Origin of the sequence: Streptomyces sp. NPDC020965, from assembly GCF_044333555.1 — a bacterium.
In the GTDB taxonomy this organism is placed as follows: Bacteria; Actinomycetota; Actinomycetes; order Streptomycetales; family Streptomycetaceae; genus Streptomyces.
Genome location: NZ_JBIRRE010000007.1, coordinates 227194 through 242556, shown reverse-complemented (window position 1 = coordinate 242556; position 15363 = coordinate 227194). Strand labels below are relative to the sequence as shown.

General features: G+C 70.4%; 14 protein-coding genes. 4 read left to right on the top strand and 10 right to left on the bottom strand.

Annotated features, from left to right (window positions below):
• Window positions 1-22 precede the first annotated feature (22 nt).
• The 3 genes from ACH4S7_RS22480 to ACH4S7_RS22470 all read right to left on the bottom strand — a co-directional run bounded on the left by ACH4S7_RS22480 (window position 23) and on the right by ACH4S7_RS22470 (window position 3208).
• A complete protein-coding gene (locus tag ACH4S7_RS22480) occupies window positions 23-1720 on the bottom strand; it encodes an FAD-dependent monooxygenase (protein WP_398523011.1) in 1698 nt (565 codons plus the stop codon).
• Window positions 1721-1793: 73 nt separating this feature from the next.
• Window positions 1794-2507: an alpha/beta fold hydrolase gene (locus tag ACH4S7_RS22475; protein WP_398523010.1), complete on the bottom strand. Its 714-nt coding sequence runs from the start codon at window positions 2505-2507 to the stop codon at window positions 1794-1796.
• A gap of 344 nt (window positions 2508-2851) precedes the next feature.
• Window positions 2852-3208, bottom strand: coding sequence for a winged helix-turn-helix transcriptional regulator (locus ACH4S7_RS22470; protein ID WP_398523009.1), 357 nt, complete (start codon window positions 3206-3208; stop codon window positions 2852-2854).
• Between the two features lie 115 nt (window positions 3209-3323).
• On the opposite strand from ACH4S7_RS22470, the gene ACH4S7_RS22465 reads away from it, so the two are divergent.
• Window positions 3324-3977, top strand: a complete 654-nt coding sequence (locus ACH4S7_RS22465) for an isochorismatase family protein (protein WP_398523008.1) — start codon at window positions 3324-3326, stop codon at window positions 3975-3977.
• Between the two features lie 111 nt (window positions 3978-4088).
• Here the strand turns inward: ACH4S7_RS22465 and ACH4S7_RS22460 are convergent, their stop codons facing one another.
• From ACH4S7_RS22460 to ACH4S7_RS22445, 4 genes are read right to left on the bottom strand one after another with little or no spacing between them, the layout of a single operon-like run.
• Window positions 4089-4943, bottom strand: coding sequence for a TIM barrel protein (locus ACH4S7_RS22460; protein WP_398523007.1), 855 nt, complete (start codon window positions 4941-4943; stop codon window positions 4089-4091).
• Window positions 4940-6553, bottom strand: a complete 1614-nt coding sequence (locus ACH4S7_RS22455; protein ID WP_398523006.1) for an FAD-dependent monooxygenase — start codon at window positions 6551-6553, stop codon at window positions 4940-4942. The genes ACH4S7_RS22460 and ACH4S7_RS22455 overlap by 4 nt, the downstream gene beginning before the upstream one ends.
• Window positions 6550-7461 carry a fumarylacetoacetate hydrolase family protein gene (locus ACH4S7_RS22450; RefSeq protein WP_398523005.1) on the bottom strand — a complete coding sequence of 304 codons (912 nt, stop codon included), beginning with the start codon at window positions 7459-7461 and terminating at the stop codon, window positions 6550-6552. The genes ACH4S7_RS22455 and ACH4S7_RS22450 overlap by 4 nt, the downstream gene beginning before the upstream one ends.
• Complete coding sequence (locus tag ACH4S7_RS22445) at window positions 7458-9182, bottom strand: dihydroxy-acid dehydratase (protein WP_398523004.1); 1725 nt, start codon at window positions 9180-9182, stop codon at window positions 7458-7460. Before ACH4S7_RS22445 ends, ACH4S7_RS22450 begins: the two co-directional genes overlap by 4 nt.
• A 357-nt stretch (window positions 9183-9539) precedes the next feature.
• Between ACH4S7_RS22445 and ACH4S7_RS22440 the strand changes: the two genes are divergently transcribed.
• A complete protein-coding gene (locus ACH4S7_RS22440; protein ID WP_398523003.1) occupies window positions 9540-10169 on the top strand; it encodes a TetR/AcrR family transcriptional regulator in 630 nt (209 codons plus the stop codon).
• 67 nt (window positions 10170-10236) lie between these two features.
• Here ACH4S7_RS22440 and ACH4S7_RS22435 read toward each other — a convergent pair whose 3' ends face one another.
• From ACH4S7_RS22435 to ACH4S7_RS22425, 3 genes are all read right to left on the bottom strand, one after another.
• Window positions 10237-10971 carry an FAD-binding protein gene (locus tag ACH4S7_RS22435; RefSeq protein ID WP_398523002.1) on the bottom strand — a complete coding sequence of 245 codons (735 nt, stop codon included), beginning with the start codon at window positions 10969-10971 and terminating at the stop codon, window positions 10237-10239.
• Between the two features lie 86 nt (window positions 10972-11057).
• Window positions 11058-12017 carry an NAD(P)-dependent oxidoreductase gene (locus ACH4S7_RS22430; protein WP_398523001.1) on the bottom strand — a complete coding sequence of 320 codons (960 nt, stop codon included), beginning with the start codon at window positions 12015-12017 and terminating at the stop codon, window positions 11058-11060.
• A gap of 181 nt (window positions 12018-12198) precedes the next feature.
• A complete protein-coding gene (locus tag ACH4S7_RS22425) occupies window positions 12199-12903 on the bottom strand; it encodes a GntR family transcriptional regulator (RefSeq protein WP_398523000.1) in 705 nt (234 codons plus the stop codon).
• A gap of 656 nt (window positions 12904-13559) precedes the next feature.
• Here ACH4S7_RS22425 and ACH4S7_RS22420 point away from each other — a divergent pair.
• Together ACH4S7_RS22420 and ACH4S7_RS22415 are read left to right on the top strand one after the other, a co-directional pair.
• The gene (locus ACH4S7_RS22420) at window positions 13560-14327 is read left to right on the top strand and encodes an SDR family NAD(P)-dependent oxidoreductase (protein WP_398522999.1); all 768 of its coding nucleotides are present in this window, start codon (window positions 13560-13562) and stop codon (window positions 14325-14327) included.
• Window positions 14328-14775: 448 nt separating this feature from the next.
• On the top strand, window positions 14776-15318 hold the full coding sequence (locus ACH4S7_RS22415; RefSeq protein ID WP_398522998.1) for a YceI family protein: 543 nt from the start codon (window positions 14776-14778) through the stop codon (window positions 15316-15318).
• Window positions 15319-15363: the final 45 nt, after the last annotated feature.

The following is a 15363-nucleotide window of genomic DNA, read 5'->3' as shown; positions in this document are numbered from 1 at the left end:
GACTGGCGCGGCGGTCCGTGCGCTACGCCGGGTCGCCGAGGTCGAGGATTGTGGTGAGCGCGTTCAGCAGCACCCCGTGTTCCCCGCGTTCCGGGGCGGTGGCCGAGCGGTGGCCGACGAAACCGTCCGGCCGGATCAGCAGCGCGCCCGTGGGCTCCAGCCCGTAGCGGCCGAGGAGATCGGAGACGGTCTCGTCCCCCGGGGTCAGATCACGCCCCAGGGCAACGCTCTTGAGCGGGATTCCCCGTTCCTGCTGAATCCGCGTGGCGGCGGTCGCCCACGCCGCACTGTTGTCCGGGCCGGTGAGCAGTACGAAGCCGCCGTCGTGGAGGTCGATCGTGGAGATCCTGCTGCCCTGCGAGAACACCCAGGCATGCGGCGCCCGGGCACCCGGGCGGGCGGTGGGCACGTACTCGGCGATGCCGGATTCGACGATCGGGGTGCCGTCCGGGATCACCGCGCCGCTGTCGTACTGGAAGCCGAACTGGCGGCCATGATTGGAGAGCACGTCCTGCTGGGCGACGACACCCTCGGCGATGGACTCCCTTACCCGGGTGCCCTCTTCGGTGTCTGCCTCGATGGCGGCGAGGAATGCCTTGTCCTGGGTGAGGAAGCCGGTCTTCTCCATCGCGCGGGTGTTGTTCATGCACAACTCGCCGTTGGATTCGGCGACGGGCAGGCGTTCGGTCTCGTAGGTGTCGAGCAGCTTGTCACCCGCGTTCCACCGGAGGCGTGCGAGGAGTTTCCAGGCGAGGTTGTGGATGTCCTGCACGCCGCTGTTGAGGCCGAATCCGCCGTGGGGCGGGAAGTGGTGGCAGGAGTCGCCGGCGAGGAAGGCCCGGCCTGAGCGCCAGGTGTCCGCGACGGCCAGGTCGTGTGTCCAGGTCCAGGTGTAGTGGATCCGGAACGGGATGTTGTCGCCGATGGCCTGACGGACTTCGTGTTCGCAGCGCTCGGGGGTCGCGGTGGCGGGGTCGGCGCCGGGTGGGATGTCGAAGTTGTAGCGCCAGCGGGTGGGACTGTCGCGGATGAAGGCGCCCTGGGTGTCTTTGTTGGCGATCCAGACCACGGGGATGACGCGGTCGCCGAGGTAGCGGTCGAGGTCGGCGCTGAACTGGACGTTGACGGCGGTGCCGAGGGATTCCTGTCCGTGTTCACCGATGGCGAGGGTACGGCGGACAATGCTGCGGATGCCGTCGGCGCCGATGACGTACTGCGCGGTGACGGAGCGCTTCTCGCCGTCGGCGCCGGTGTAGTGGGCGGTCACCGACTCCTCGCCGATGTCGAGACCCACCACCTCTGAACCGAGGCGGACGGTGACATTGCCGAGTTCGCCGGCGGCCGTCGCCAGCAGCGGCTCGAACATGTGCTGACCCGCGGTCGACAACCGCTCGGGAGAGTGTTCCGCGAGTCCCCGCAGTTCCTCCGCCGACTCCTCCACGGACAGCGAGCCGAACTCGAATCCGTTGAGCCGGGTCCGCCAGGCGATAGTGACACCCGACGGCATGCCCGCCGTCAGCTCCCAGATCGGCTGGGACACTCCCCACTGCCGGAAGAGTTCCATGGTCCGGGCGTGAACACCGTTCGCTTTCGGATAGCGGGAGAACTGATCCCGGCGTTCCAGAACGAGCACCCTGATCCCGGCACGGCCGAGAGCGAGGGCGCCGCTCAGGCCGACAGGCCCCGCCCCGATGATCAGAACTTCGGGTTCGTCACTCATATCCGTGGCACCTCATCGCGACGTCGGAAGCAGTGCGAGAAACAGAAACTGTGAGCAGAGCGAACTCCGCTGGTCAGCCACCCTGGTTGAGGAACGCCGTCACCGCGGCCCGGGTCTGCTCGCGGGCAGGGATGTCGAAGTGGCCCGCGCCCGGGATGGACAGCAGTTCTCCGTTGGGGATCGCCTGCGACACCAGGGCCGAGGAACCTGCCATGTCGTCGACGCCCTCGACAACGAGCGTGGGGGAGGTGATGGCGGCCAGGGACTCGCGTGTGCAGAAGCGCTTGTCGGTCCTGAGGTAACCCGCCACCGCCTCGGGGTCGTTCCCGGCCTCGGCGATCAGCCCGAGAATGACGGACGCCATGGGATTGTCCTTGGGCGCCTCGGCCGTCAGAATCGCCGCGATCATGGGGGCCTGCATCTCCCGGGTGTGCAGGGACTGGGTGAGGACCACGTCCGCGGCGCCCAGTACGGCGATGCGGTGGAACAGCTCCGGCTGCTCGCCGGCGGCCGTCAGCACCGCCCAGGATCCGGCGGAGAATCCGACGGCGTCGATCGGGCCGTGCTCGGCGGCCAGTGCGAGCAGGACATCGGCCGGATCGCGCTCGACGTTGTTCTTCTCGGTGCCGTGGCCGGGCAGGTCCACACCGATCACCATGCGGCCGGCGGCCTCGAAGGCATCGATCCACCCGGCCTTGCGCCAGAGCGCCTCCGTACTCGATCCGAAACCGTGGATCAGTACGACAGGGCGGTCGGAGGGAGAAGGGGAGGAGTTGGCGGCAGTCATGACTCTGGCTCCTTGGAATGATCGCGAGAACCGGCCCGGGCGTGGGAACGCGTGTGCGGCGAGTACTGGGCCTGGCGCTTCCGCCGCACGGGATGGGCACCTGCCGGTGCCGAGGTGAGTTGCGCCGCGCGGGCGCGGGCTGCGGCTCCACCCTCTCGATCGGGCGGTTCTGCGCGCAGTCGCTCAGGCGCGGTGGCAGTGCGGTCGCAACGGTGTCTCCACCACTGAAACTATGAGAACCATAGCGAGCTATGGAAAAGATATCAATCGGGTCGGAGCCGAGAACGCGGCCTGACGGGTGGCCCGTTCGGGGGGTGACTGCCGGGTGTCGCCGGACTTCCGGGTCAGTTCGCGGGCCGGCCGGCGGACCAGGCCGCACCCCAGGACTCGACCGCGTCGAAGACGGGGGCGAGGCGCGTTCCGATGTCGGTGAGCTGGTAGCGGATCTCCACCGGGCGTCCGACGGTCACGATGCGTTCAACGATCCCGGCCGCCTCGAACTCCTTGAGGCGCTGGGAGAGCATGGCGTCGGTGATGCGCGGGATCCGGTCGCGCAGTTCGCCGAAGCGGTGCGGCCCGTCGAAGAGGCGCTGGAGGATCACCCCGTTCCAGCGTCGGCCGATCAGCTCGATGGCCGCGTGGAAGTCGGAGCACGATTCGCCGTGTCCGGTCGGCCCGGCCTGCTCCTCGGCTTTGCGCATGCGGCCATCGTAGCTTCTGGCCGATTGACGGGTTGCTATGAATTACATAGTAACTATGATGGCCGTAGTCGATGTCGTCGACGGGGCACAGCCCCGTCCGCCGAAAGGTCATGTCATGGCACCCGAGCCGCTCACCCCGCAGAACACCACGATCATCCTGGTCGACTACGCGGTCGGTTTCGCGAACCTGCTGCGCTCGCACGACCTGGCCGAGCACCTCAACAACGTGGTAGGGCTGGCGAAGACCGCCAAGCTCTTCCAGAGCGGGCTGGTCGTGACCAACGGCCTGCCCTCCAAGCCCTCCGGCCCGCTCTATCCGCAGCTGCTCGATGTCATCGGCGACGAGCCGGTGATCGAGCGCCCGGGCTTCTTCGACTGCTTCCGTGACGAGGCGTTCGCCGAGGCCGTGCGCAGGACCGGACGGCGCAAGCTGGTCATCGGTGGTGTCTCCACCGAGGGCTGTGTGCTCCAGACGGTGCTCGGGGCACTGCGCGCGGGCTACGAGGCACATGTCGTCGTCGACGCGAGCGCGAGCCTGACGGTCGAGACCCACCAGAACTCCATCCAGCGGCTGGTGCAGGCCGGCGCGGTCCCGGTCACCTGGTACTCCGTGGCCGGTGAGTTCCAGGCCGACCACCGTGCCCCCACGGCCCCGCTCTACCAGCAGATCATGCGCGAGCACGTTCCGGCGATGAGCAAGGCCGTTGACCTGTACGCCGCCACGCGCGAGCAGGTACTGAAGCAGGAGGCCGCGGTCACCGGCTCCTGAGTGGGCGGCGCACGGCGGTCACCGGACGCCGGACAAGGGGTGGGCCCTATGGACACTCCGGTGGGGCCCACCCCTTGTCGCGGCAGTCGGACCGGCGGTCTTGGGCGGGGGCTATTCGGTGGACGGTGGTACCGGGTGGCGCCGCACGAAGTCCAGGGCCAGGGCCACGGCCTTGTACGGGTCCCGGTCCCCGATGAATTCCAGTCCCACCAGGCCGCGGTAGCCGGTACGGGCCAGTGTCCGGTGGACGGCGGTGAAGTCCAGCTCTCCGGTGCCGGGGGAACGGCGGTCGGGGAGATCGGCGAACTGGACGTGCAGGGTGTCGGGCGCGTGGCGGACGATGGCCGCCTCGACGTCCTGGTGGCCGCGGGCCAGGTGGTAGATATCGAGCAGGATGCCGGCGTTGTCGGCTCCGGCGTGCCGCAGATCCGCGACCAGCTCCGCGGCCTGGGCCAGGTCGGTGAGCAGGCAGCGCGGGTTGTCGGCGGTGTTGAGCGGTTCGATCAGGATCGAGGCGCCCGCGCGACGGGCCTCGGCGGCGGCGAAGAGCAGGTTCTCGCGGGCCGTACGGTGCTGTTGCCCGGGTGTGTGTCCGGGAAGCCGGTTGCCGTAGGGAAGGTTGAGTAGCCGGCAACCGGTCGCCTCGGCGGTTCGGGCGGCCGTCATGACGCTCGCCCGGCAGCGGTCCACTTGCCCGGGGGCGCTGAGCAGTCCTCGCTCTCCCGCCTTGGTGTCGCCCGCGTCGATGTTCAGACAGACCAGCCGGCTGTCGTTGGCCAGCAGGGCGGCCCGGAGCCCGGCTATCTGGGCGTCGACCGGCCGGGCGTCGGTGAAGGGCCACCACAGTTCGACCTGGTCGAATCCGGCGCGGGCGGCGAATCCTATGGCGTCGACGGCGGGCAGCCCGGAGAGACACAGCGACAGGTTCAGCGCGTACCTGCCCCGGGACGCTGTTCCAGCCGTCACACGGCCCCCGTGCGGAGCAGCCTGCCGAGTGCCCCGGTCACCGCGGCCTCGGCGCGCTCGGAGTCACCACTACCGCTGCGCCAGGCCACATGGCCGTCCGGGCGGATCAGCAGGGCGGCGTCCGTGCCGAGCCGGTAGAGCCGGTCGAAATCGGCGGCGTCGACGTCGAAATCGGGGCCGGGGGCGCGACGGATCTCGACGGGCAGTGCGAACTGCTCGGCCGCGTGCCGTGCGGCGTCCGCCCACATCTGGCCGTCGGTGCCGTGCAGCAGCGTGACCTGTCCGTCGAACAGTGTGAGCGCTGATGTCTTCCGCTCCCCGGTGCCGGCCCACAGATGCGGGGCCCGCCGCCCCACCCGGGCGGTCAGATCCGGCTCTTCGGCGCCCGCGTCCACGGGCTCGTCGGCAACGGTGCTGTCCGAGGTGTAGCGGAAGCCCAGGTCGCGCTGGACTGCGAGGACATGTGCCTTCTGCCGGGCGATGCTGTCAGTGGCCGGTGCGCCGGAGGACAGCCGTTCCCAGACGGCGTCGAACCGGGCCGCGTTTTCCGTACTCCAGCGGGCGTTGGACTCCGCTATCGGCCGGCGTTCGCTGTCGTAGGTGTCCAGCAGGGCGTCCCCGGCGGCGCCCCGGTGCACCAACGCCAGCTTCCACAGCAGGTTGTGGACGTCCTGCACGCCGGTGTTCAGTCCGAAGCCGCCGGTCGGCGGGAAGGTGTGCGCCGCGTCTCCGGCGAGGAAGACCCGCCCCTCGCGATATGTCCGTGCCACCTTCGCCGCGACCTCGTAGGTGGCCGTGCTGATGATCTCGGCGGGCACGTCCTCGCCGACCGCCGTGCGGATCAGGCCGTGTGCCTCCTCGTCGGTCAGCGGGCCGGGGCGGGACCGGTCGCGCCCGCGCAGCCGGAACGTCATCCAGCGGCCCTGCCCGTCGACCGGGGCGACGGTGACGAACCCGCCGGCCGGATCGGCCGTCAGGTACTGGATGGCCGTACGGCCCTTGATGATGTCGCCGAGGGCACCGTGCCAGTAGACGCTCTGCCAGAAGCCGATGACCTCGCCGTCCTGCTCGATGCCCAGGGCTGTGCGGACCGTGCTCGCGGCACCGTCGGCCGCGAGTACGTACTCCGCCGTCAGGATCTCGCGCTCGCCGGTACGGGCGTCGGACAGGGCGACGCGCACCCGGTCACCGTCCTGCTCCAGTTCCTCGAACGCGAGCCCGAACCTGGTGTCGACGCCGGGGCTGCCGGCCACCTCGCGGCGCAGGATCCGCTCCAGGTCGTCCTGCGGGATACGGCAGTCTCCGGTCGGGCTCTGCGTCGGATCGGCGGAACCGGCGGCTGTGCGGCCGTACTCGCGGCCGGTGAGCGACTCGCAGTAGACGAAGCCGAACCGCGGGTCCTCCGGGGCCGCGGAGCGGATCTCCGGCTCCAGACCCCACAGATGGAACAGCTCCATCGCCCGCGTACGCACCCCGCGGGCCTTCGGATGCCGCAGCGGGCTCTCGAACCGTTCCACCAGTACGCAGGGAATGCCGTACCGGTCGGCCAGCAGGGCGGCACTGAGTCCGACCGGCCCGCCGCCGATCACCAGGAGGGGTGTGTGCGTCACCGCGCCACCTCGTCCGCGACGGGCGTCTCCATGACGCCGAGCCCGGTGATCTCCATCCGAACGACATCACCGCCGAACAGGAACTTCGGCGGGTTCTGGAAGGCGCCGCAGCCCGTGGTGGTGCCGGTGTAGATGATGTCCCCGGGGGACAGGCGCAGCACCGTGCTGAAGTCCGCGATCAGGTGCGGGATGTCGATGATCATCTCGTTGCTCCAGCCATCCTGGCGCAGCTCGCCGTTGACCCAGCAGCGCAGCCGCAGCCGGTGCGGGTCCGCGATCTCGTCCCTGGTCGCCAGCCACGGCCCGAACGGGGCCCCCGCCGGGATGCCCTTGGCGCGAGTGATCTGCGAGTACATCGGGTTCAGCGCCATGTCCTTGAACGCCAGGTCGCGTGCCGTGACGTCGTTGCCGATCATGTATCCGGCCACATGGTCGTAGGCGTCCTCGGGGGCGATGCGGTGCCCGCCGCGGCCGATGACGACGGCGATCTCGGTCTCGTAGTCGAGCTGTTCGCTGTGGGCCGGGCGCACCAGGGCGTCGTGCGGGCCGATCACGGTGTTGGACGGTTTGAAGATCAGCAGCGGTTCGGTGGGTGACGGCGCGTTCTTCTGCCCGCTCGCCTCGTCCACGTGGGACTGGTAGTTGCCGCCCGCGACGATGATCTTCTCGGGGCGGGGTACGGGCGAGCCGAGCCGGGTGGCCCCGACCTCGATCACCTCGCCGGGCTCCTTGAGCGCGGCCTCGATGATCGACTGGAGTTGCGGGAGCAGCCCGAGAAAGGCGTTGGTGTCCAGTCCCGGCAGGCCGTGCCGCTCCAGCAGCGGGATCAGCGGGGCGATCTGCCGCTCGCCCTCCAGCAGGACTCCGGGCTGCTCGGCGCCCGCGGGTCCGAAGCTGACGATCTTCATGACTGCTCTCCTTCGCATGCGGACCGCGCGGCGACGAGGAAGTCGAAGTCGCAGCCCTCGGGGCCCTGGGTGATGTGCCGGTGATAGAGGGCCGCGTAGCCGCGCTCGGGAGCGGCGGGTGCGGCGGCAGGGGTGCGCCGGGCCAGTTCCGCCGGGTCGACCTCCAGGTCGAGCTGTCCGGTGATGGCGTCGAGCGCGATGATGTCGCCGTCGGCCACCAGGCCCAGCGGGCCGCCGACGGCGGACTCGGGGGCGATGTGCAGAACGACGGCTCCGGTGGCGGTGCCGCTCATCCGCGCGTCGGAGATCCGCACCATGTCGGTGACGCCCTGGTCCAGCAGCTTCCGGGGAATGGGGAGCTGGCCGACCTCGGGCATTCCGGGACCGCCGACCGGTCCGGCCCCGCGCAGCACCAGCACCGAATCCGCGTCGACGTCGAGGTCCGGGTCGTCGATACGCGCGTGCAGATCGGCCGGCCCGTCGAAGACGACCGCCCGGCCGCGGTGCCGCCACAGGCCCGGCTCGGCGCCGGACCGCTTGAACACGGCCCCGTCCGGCGCCAGCGTGCCCCGCAGCAGAGCCAGCGCACCGGACGCGAACACGGGATCCGAGACCGGCCGAAGGGCTGGACTCTCCGTACGGCCGCCCTGCTCCCGGTTCCGCTCCAGCACCGCGGACCAGGGCTCACCGGTCCCGGCTAGGGCGCCGGTGTGCACCAGGTGGCCGAGCCGGTCCAGTACGGCGGGCAACCCTCCGGCGTCCTGGAGGTCCTCCAGCAGATGGGGTCCTGAGGGGCGTACATCGGCGAGGACCGGTGTGGTCCGGCTCCACTCCGTCATGGCGTCGAGGCCGAGCCGGTGACCGAGCCGTCCGGCGATGGCCTCCAGGTGGATTACGGCATTGGTGGATCCGCCGACCGCGCACAGCACACGGAAGGCGTTCTCCAGGGCCTCAAGGGTGATGAACCGGTCCGGGGTGTGCCCGGAGCGGGCCAGTTCGACCGCCTGCCGGCCCGTGGACTCCGCGGCGGCGGCCCGTGCGGCACCGGTCGCGGGCAGCAGGCTGGTACCCGGAAGGGCCATGCCGAGGGTCTCGGCGAGCAGCGCCATGGTGACCGCCGTACCGAGCACATTGCATGTCCCGACGCCCGGGACGAGACACCCCTCCAGGCGTGCCCACTGCTCGTCGTCGATCTCTCCTTTGCGGCGCTGATCCGCGAGCGGCCACAGGTCGTCGATGGTCTGCGGCTCGCCGTTCCGGCGTCCGGTGGCGCGCGGTCCGGCCGCCAGGGCAATCGCCGGCCTGCCGGCGCTGGCCGCGCCCATCAGCTGGGCCGGGACCGTCTTGTCGCAGCCGCCGAGCAGCACCACCCCGTCGAGGGGCGAGGCCGTGATCATCTCCTCGACGTCCATGGCCATCAGATTGCGCAGATAGAGCGTCGTGGGCCGGACGAACGGCTCGGCCAGGGAGATGGTTGGGAACTCCAGGGCCAGGCCCCCGGCCCGGGTGATCCCGAGCTTGACCGCCTCCGCGAGCTGCCTGAGCCCGGCGTTGCACGGGTTGAGCTCGCTCCAGGAGTTGGCGATGCCGATGACGGGCCGTGCGCGCACGGACTGCTCGCTCCGGCCGCTGCCGCGCAGGAAGGCGCGGTGCAGAAATCCATCGCGGTCGGGGGAGTGGAAAGCGTCCCCGTTCCGCGTCCGGGTGCCGATCTGGGACATGGGCTCACGTTTCCGCTCTGCGGGTCGGTCTCGTCTGCCGGCCGGCCGGGAAGGCGGCCTCGATGCCCCCCCACGGCGAGCTGTCCGGTGGGGGCATCCAGCCGCTCCTTGCCGTGTGCCACCAGGGTGACCCGGAAGCCCGCGCGCCCGGCGCGGCGGGCCGGGAAGGGATCGGGACCGGCGACACGGACGGCGATCGCTTTCGACACTGGGACGTCACCTCTGCCGCGAGTTATCTTGACATAGGGGTCGACTTGCCGTCCGACCGTAACACATATCTTGACCCTAGGGTCAAGATATGTGTTACGGGGTACGTGCAACCATGAACGCCGACCACATGACCAGGAGGAACACCGGATGCGGGCCGACGCGCAACGCAACGCGGAGAAGCTGCGGAGAGCGGCTGCCGAGCTCTTCCAGGAACGCGGTCTCCAGGCGCCCTTGAAGGAGATCGCCCGGCGGGCCGGGGTAAGCCACGGCACCTTGTACAACCTCTTCGGCACCCGTGAGGCGCTGATGGACGATGTCGTCGCCGACCTCGCGGCCGAGCGGCTGGAAGGAGTGGCCCGAGAGGCCCTGGCCCGGGAGGACGCCTGGGAGGGGTTCGCGTACTACATCGAGAGGATCTGCGAACTCCAGGTCAGCGACCCGGCGACGAGTGACGTCGTCACCGGGCGCTACCCGGACGCCGAGCGGCTGATGGCCGTGTGCGAGAGAGCCCGCACGGACAGTGTGCGGATCATCGAGCGCGCCCAGCGGGCCGGAAGCCTGCGCCCGGACTTCACCGGCGGGGACATGGTGTTCGTCTTCGCCACCAACGCCCTGATCGCCCGGGCCGCCAAGGACACCGCCCCCGACGCCTGGCGCCGCGGCATCGCCTTCCTTCTCGACGGCCTGCGCGGCGAGGCCGCCCACCCGCTGCCCACCGCCCCGCTGACCCCGCAGCAGCTCCACGAGGTGATGGCCAACGTCACCGGCGCCTCGTGACCGCACCCGGCGGGAACCGGCGCCCGCCGGCCGCACCCTCCCCGTGGCCGGGGCGGCGATACGCCCGTCAGCCGGGGGACCGGCGGTCGCCGACGGGCCGGGCGGCCGGGATCGGGAAATTCCGGTTGAAGACCTCATCAGGGTCGTACCGTCCTTTCGCCTTCCGCAGCCGGCCCAGGGTGGGCTCCGGGAACGCCTCCCGGACCAGCTCCTCGCCCCTGCCCGACTCGAACGCCGCGTAGATGCCGTTCACATGGGGCCGTATGTGTGACCAGTGGCCGGCGAACTCCCGTTCCAGAGAGGGGCACGGTCGCGGCCATGAGCGCGAAGTTCTGGTGGCGGTGGGCATAGGCCGTGGCGGACGGCGGTGCGTCGTTGACCGCACCGCCGGCGGACCGCAGCTGCGCCAGGACCATGTGCCCGGCGGTGATGGCCCCGCCGACCCCCGCGGCCACCGCGCACCGGACTCGACCCTGACCCTCCGCATGGCGGCGTCCAGCACCGCGACACGGTTCAGCCGGCCCAGATCCACGACGAGGCCGCCGTCGTTGGTGGAGCGCCCGCTCACCCCATGCCCGCCGCCGCGCACGGCCAGCGGCAGGGACAGCCTGCGGGCGTGGGCGACGGCCGCGGCGATGTCCTCGGCGCCGCGCACCCGCACCACGGCGGCGGGGGAGCCTTGCCACAGGTAGGTATGGCGCAGGAGCGCGAAGCCGTCGCCCCCGGGCCGCACGGTGACGGGCCGCAGTGCTTCGGGCAGAGGTAACCGGCCGTCGGCCGTCGGTCTCTCGTGTGTGTACACGGGATGCCTCCCTCAAATGGCTGTGCGGCTGGAGTGGACTGACTGCGCACCGGGGGCGAGGCAGGGAGCCGGCCCCCTGCCCGGTGTCAGCGGGTGACGGCCGGTGCGGGCAGCGGTGACGGGACGCCGGAGCCCGGCACCCGGTGCCTGCCCGGCCCGGTGACCGGGCTGCCCCCGTCGTGGACCCTGGCGAGCTGGGAGAGGTCGAGAGCGGATCCGCCGGAGGCCGCCAGTGCTGCGAACACCTGGCGGGCCGCACCGAAGACGGGTGCGTCCAGGCCGACTTCCGCGAGTACCTCGGCGACCCGCTCCTGCACGGGGAGCAGACCGCCGATCGTCGCCCCGGAAGGGGCCGTGGAAGAAGTGAGCGCGGCCGGCAGGCAGTAGTCCAGCATCGAGCCGGCCGCCCAGCCGGACATCAGCACGGTCTTCGCCCGCGCCGCGTCCAGACCCAGCCGGCCGAGCAGGGCCGCCGCCTCGGCAGCCGCCGCCACATGGACGCTGACCAGAAGCTGGTTGACCATCTTGACCTGCGCTCCGGCGCCCAAAGGCCCGACGTGCACCAGCTCCGAGCAATAGGTGCCCAGCAGCGGGCGGACAGCATCCAGGTGTTCCGCCCGTCCGCCCGCCATACCGGTCAGCCTGCCCTCGCGGGCGCGCTGCGGCCCACCGGTCACGGGAACATCGAGGAACCCGGCACCCAGCCCACCCGCCCGGGCTGCCAGCGCCCGTACAACACGCGGGGCGAGCGTCCCGTGCTCGACGAGCAGATGCCCTCCGCGGACTCCGGAGAACAAACCGTGGGCGCCGTGGTACACGGCCTCCACGGCTTCCTCGTCCAGCAGGCAGCCGACGATCAGCTCACTGGTCTCGGCGAGCTGCGCCGGGGTCCCGGCGAGCGTGGCGCCGGCGCCGGTCAGTGCCGCCACCTTCGCGGGAGTGCGGGCGTAGACGGTCAGCGGGTATCCGGCGGACAGCAGATGCCAGGCCATGGGAAGCCCCATGACTCCTGCGCCCACAAAACCGACCCGTGGCAATCCGCTCACGCCTGCTCCTTCGCAGTCGTCCCCTCCGCCGCTCCGCACGGCCTGCCGGTGCCAGGCGGAACACCTCAAGTTTCAGGAGTATTTGTGAGATGTCAATGGTGTCTTACAGATATATCTTGCGCGACGGGTGTGGAGAGCTACCCGGTGACCCGACGCAGGGAGCCCCTGTCAGCCGAAATGGCTACGGGCGCATGCCCACGAAAGCGTCGACCAACGCGCCAGTCACCTCGGTGAGATGCTCGCTCATGAGTCGGCGGGCCCTGCCGGGGTCGCCGTCGCGGATGGCGGCGAGAAGATCGTGGTGCGCCGCCAGCTCCGCACCGGACGTCAGGTGGCGTTCCGCGTCCGGCATCAGATGGTGCAGCCGCCGTACCTCGTCCAGTTGGCCCTCCAGGATGACCGTGGCCCGCTGATTGCCGGTGACGGCCGCCACCCGGGTGTGGAACGACCGGGCGGCCCGCAGCGGCGACACGAGGTCCCGCCCGGCCTGCGACTGTTCGGCGCACAGGTGTGAGAGCTGTTCGAGGTCGGCCTCGGAGCGCCGGGCGGCGGCCGTGGCCGCCATCGCCGGCTCCAGCATGTGGCGGATCTCGAAGATCTCCCGGATGTCCTCCAGTTGGACCGGGCGCACGATGTAGCCCTTGCGGGGCATCACGGTGACCCAGTCCTCCTGCGCGAGCAGTCGCAGCGCCTCACGCACGGGCGTCTTGGACACGCCGTACCGGTCCGCCAGCTCCGGCTCCAGGAGCAACTGGCCCGGACCGCAGCGGGCTTCGAGGATGTCGTCCTTGAGCCGCCGGTGCACCTGCTCGGTGAGCGAGAGCCGGGGCGTGGGGTGGTCGTGCCGCGCCCCGGCCGGAAGAATGGACCGTTGCTGCTCGCTCATCTCACGCGCCGCCTTTCTCAGATCCCAGAAAAATATCTGGCATATGTGAGACGGGTCAACGCGTCCGTCCGGCGCCGGGCGCGTCACGACGGGCCGGCTGTCGACCACGCAGCACGGAAATCTCCGAGCATGCCGCTGTCGCCCGCCCGGCGGCCGAAGCAGAACGACAGCCGCGTGACCTTGCGCAGGCGAGTGCACGGTCGACGGCCCGCGGCTTGCCGGTGATCCACCCCGGCGCCGAAGACGCCCGCCTCCGGTGGTTGATGATCGGCGTGAAGCCTCGGCCCCGAAGATCCCATAACCGTGGGGGCTGAACGTCTCCCAGATCGGCATGCCGGGTGGCAGGCGGCCCCTGCCTGCGTCAAGGTGGCATCCGGTCCTGGTCAGGCGCGTGGCCGGCCCATGGAGGGGCGCCCCTCCGACTCGCGGATACGGGCCGCCATCCGGGGCCCGCCCGGGTGGCGCGGGGTCCGCACGACGCCTGACGAACGCTGCCCTGCCCCGCTGCCTCCCGAAGCCGCGACCGGATCCGCCCGTACCCCGCGCCTGCGGGGTACTCCCTGACAACGCAACTTGACCTGCGGGTCAAGATATGTGTTACGGTCGAGTGCAAGTCGACCTGCGGGTCAAGTTAGCTCTCCGGCAAGGGAAGCCATATGTCGAAAGTGATCGCCGTCTTCGGTGCTGGTACTGGCCTCGGAGTGTCCCTGGCCCGCCGCTTCGGTCGTGAGGGGTTCCGGGTCGCCTTGGTGGCCCGCCGCAAGGAACGGCTGGACGCCCTGGTCGAACAGCTGGCAGAGGAAGGTATCGAGGCCGCGGGGTTCTCCGGCGACCTGTCCCTTCCCGCGGTGGTTCCGATTCTCGTCGATGCCATCCGCGAGCATTTCGGGCGGATCGATGTCGTCGAGTACGGGCCGATCGCCGGTGACATGGCCTTCACCCCGGCCACCCGGGTGGACGCTGCCACGCTGGAGGAGTTCTCGCGGCTGCTGCTGCTCACGCCGGTGGAACTCTTCCGCACCGTGCTGCCGGAGATGACGGGACGCGGCGACGGCGCGCTCCTGATGACCACCGGCTACACCGCCGTACAGCCGATGCCGTTCATGAGCGGCCCCGGCCCCCTCGCCGCCGCCGCCCGCAACTACGTCTACTCCCTCAGCGGCGAACTCAAGGACACCGGCGTCTACGCCGGCACCCTCACCGTCGCCTCCCTGGTCACCGGCAGCGAGTCCGCCCGACGCGCCCGGACCGGCGACACCAAGGGCGTCGGCGGCGAGATCCCCACCGTCCACCCGGACGAACTCGCCCAGCATTACTGGGACATGTACACAAAGCGCGACCGCATCGAACAGGCCCACCCCGCAGAACTGACCCCACCCGACAACACCGCCGGATGGTCCCCCATGGCCACCGGCAACGGATAGCGCCTCATCGCTGCGCAACCGGCCGGCCCGGCCCCGGCGGATGCTCCGACCAGCAAGATTTCTCACAGTATGGATGCGTCGGCTGGCGGCCCAGAATTCCCCGCTGGTGAGCGCCGCCGACAATGGGCCAAAAGTCCCACCACCGCCGACACTTGACTCGCCTCGGCGACCTGAACAGCGCCTGCATCGGTGATGTCCTGCCCGGCCTTGTCTTCCCCTGCATCGGCATGGACCTGGTACTCCCGCCGAGATGGCCCTCGCCACCAACGCAGTCGCACCCCAGGACACCTACGTCGCCTCCACCGCCGTCAACGCCATGCGACAGACCGGCGGCTTCCTCGGCTGCGCACTGCCCAACACCCCGCTGCCGATGCCACCACCCCCCTCGCGGGCCGCGACCTCGCCGGCCCGGCCGTCCAGGCCGAGGCGCCGAAGCAAAGGATCAGAGATGACTCTCTCAGAACGTCCAGAACCACCGGCGGCGCTGCGTGACGTGGCGACCCACGCAGGGGAGTGGGCCTTGGACCCCGCGCGGTCCACAGTCGAGCTCAGCACCCGGCACGCATGGGGCATGGCGCCAGTACGCGGTATCTTCCGCACCGTAGCCGGGCAGGGCACGGTCACCCCGGACGGGAAGATCAGCGGCACACTGTCAGTGGGCGCCGCCTCCCTCGACACCGATCACGCGGGACGGGACAAACGTCTGCACGGCCACCTCTTCCTCGCCGCCGAGCAGTACCCGAACATCGTCTTCGTACTGGACGGGATCACCCCCGACGCCGATCATGTGAACGTCGCGGGAACCCTCACCGTGCGCGACCGGGCTCTGCCGATCTCCTTCCCGGCGCAGGTGTCGGTGAGCGCCGAGACGGTCACGCTCGACGGCGTTGCGATGATCGATCGGGGAGATTTCGGCGTCTCCCACAACATCCTGGGCATGGCGGGGATGAAGAACACCCTCACCCTCCACGCCGCCTTCACCAAACGCTGACCACCCACGCCGGCTGCGGCGCGTACCGAAGCTGCCGGCGTCAAT

Coding starts and splice junctions, on each gene's coding strand:
- ACH4S7_RS22470 (WP_398523009.1), bottom strand. CDS start 3,208: ATGCGCAAAGCCGAGGAGCAGGCCGGGCCGACCGGACACGGCGAATCG.
- ACH4S7_RS22450 (WP_398523005.1), bottom strand. CDS start 7,461: ATGAAGATCGTCAGCTTCGGACCCGCGGGCGCCGAGCAGCCCGGAGTC.
- ACH4S7_RS22420 (WP_398522999.1), top strand. CDS start 13,560: ATGTCGAAAGTGATCGCCGTCTTCGGTGCTGGTACTGGCCTCGGAGTG.
- ACH4S7_RS22465 (WP_398523008.1), top strand. CDS start 3,324: ATGGCACCCGAGCCGCTCACCCCGCAGAACACCACGATCATCCTGGTC.
- ACH4S7_RS22425 (WP_398523000.1), bottom strand. CDS start 12,903: ATGAGCGAGCAGCAACGGTCCATTCTTCCGGCCGGGGCGCGGCACGAC.
- ACH4S7_RS22445 (WP_398523004.1), bottom strand. CDS start 9,182: ATGTCCCAGATCGGCACCCGGACGCGGAACGGGGACGCTTTCCACTCC.
- ACH4S7_RS22440 (WP_398523003.1), top strand. CDS start 9,540: ATGCGGGCCGACGCGCAACGCAACGCGGAGAAGCTGCGGAGAGCGGCT.
- ACH4S7_RS22475 (WP_398523010.1), bottom strand. CDS start 2,507: ATGACTGCCGCCAACTCCTCCCCTTCTCCCTCCGACCGCCCTGTCGTA.
- ACH4S7_RS22480 (WP_398523011.1), bottom strand. CDS start 1,720: ATGAGTGACGAACCCGAAGTTCTGATCATCGGGGCGGGGCCTGTCGGC.
- ACH4S7_RS22415 (WP_398522998.1), top strand. CDS start 14,776: ATGACTCTCTCAGAACGTCCAGAACCACCGGCGGCGCTGCGTGACGTG.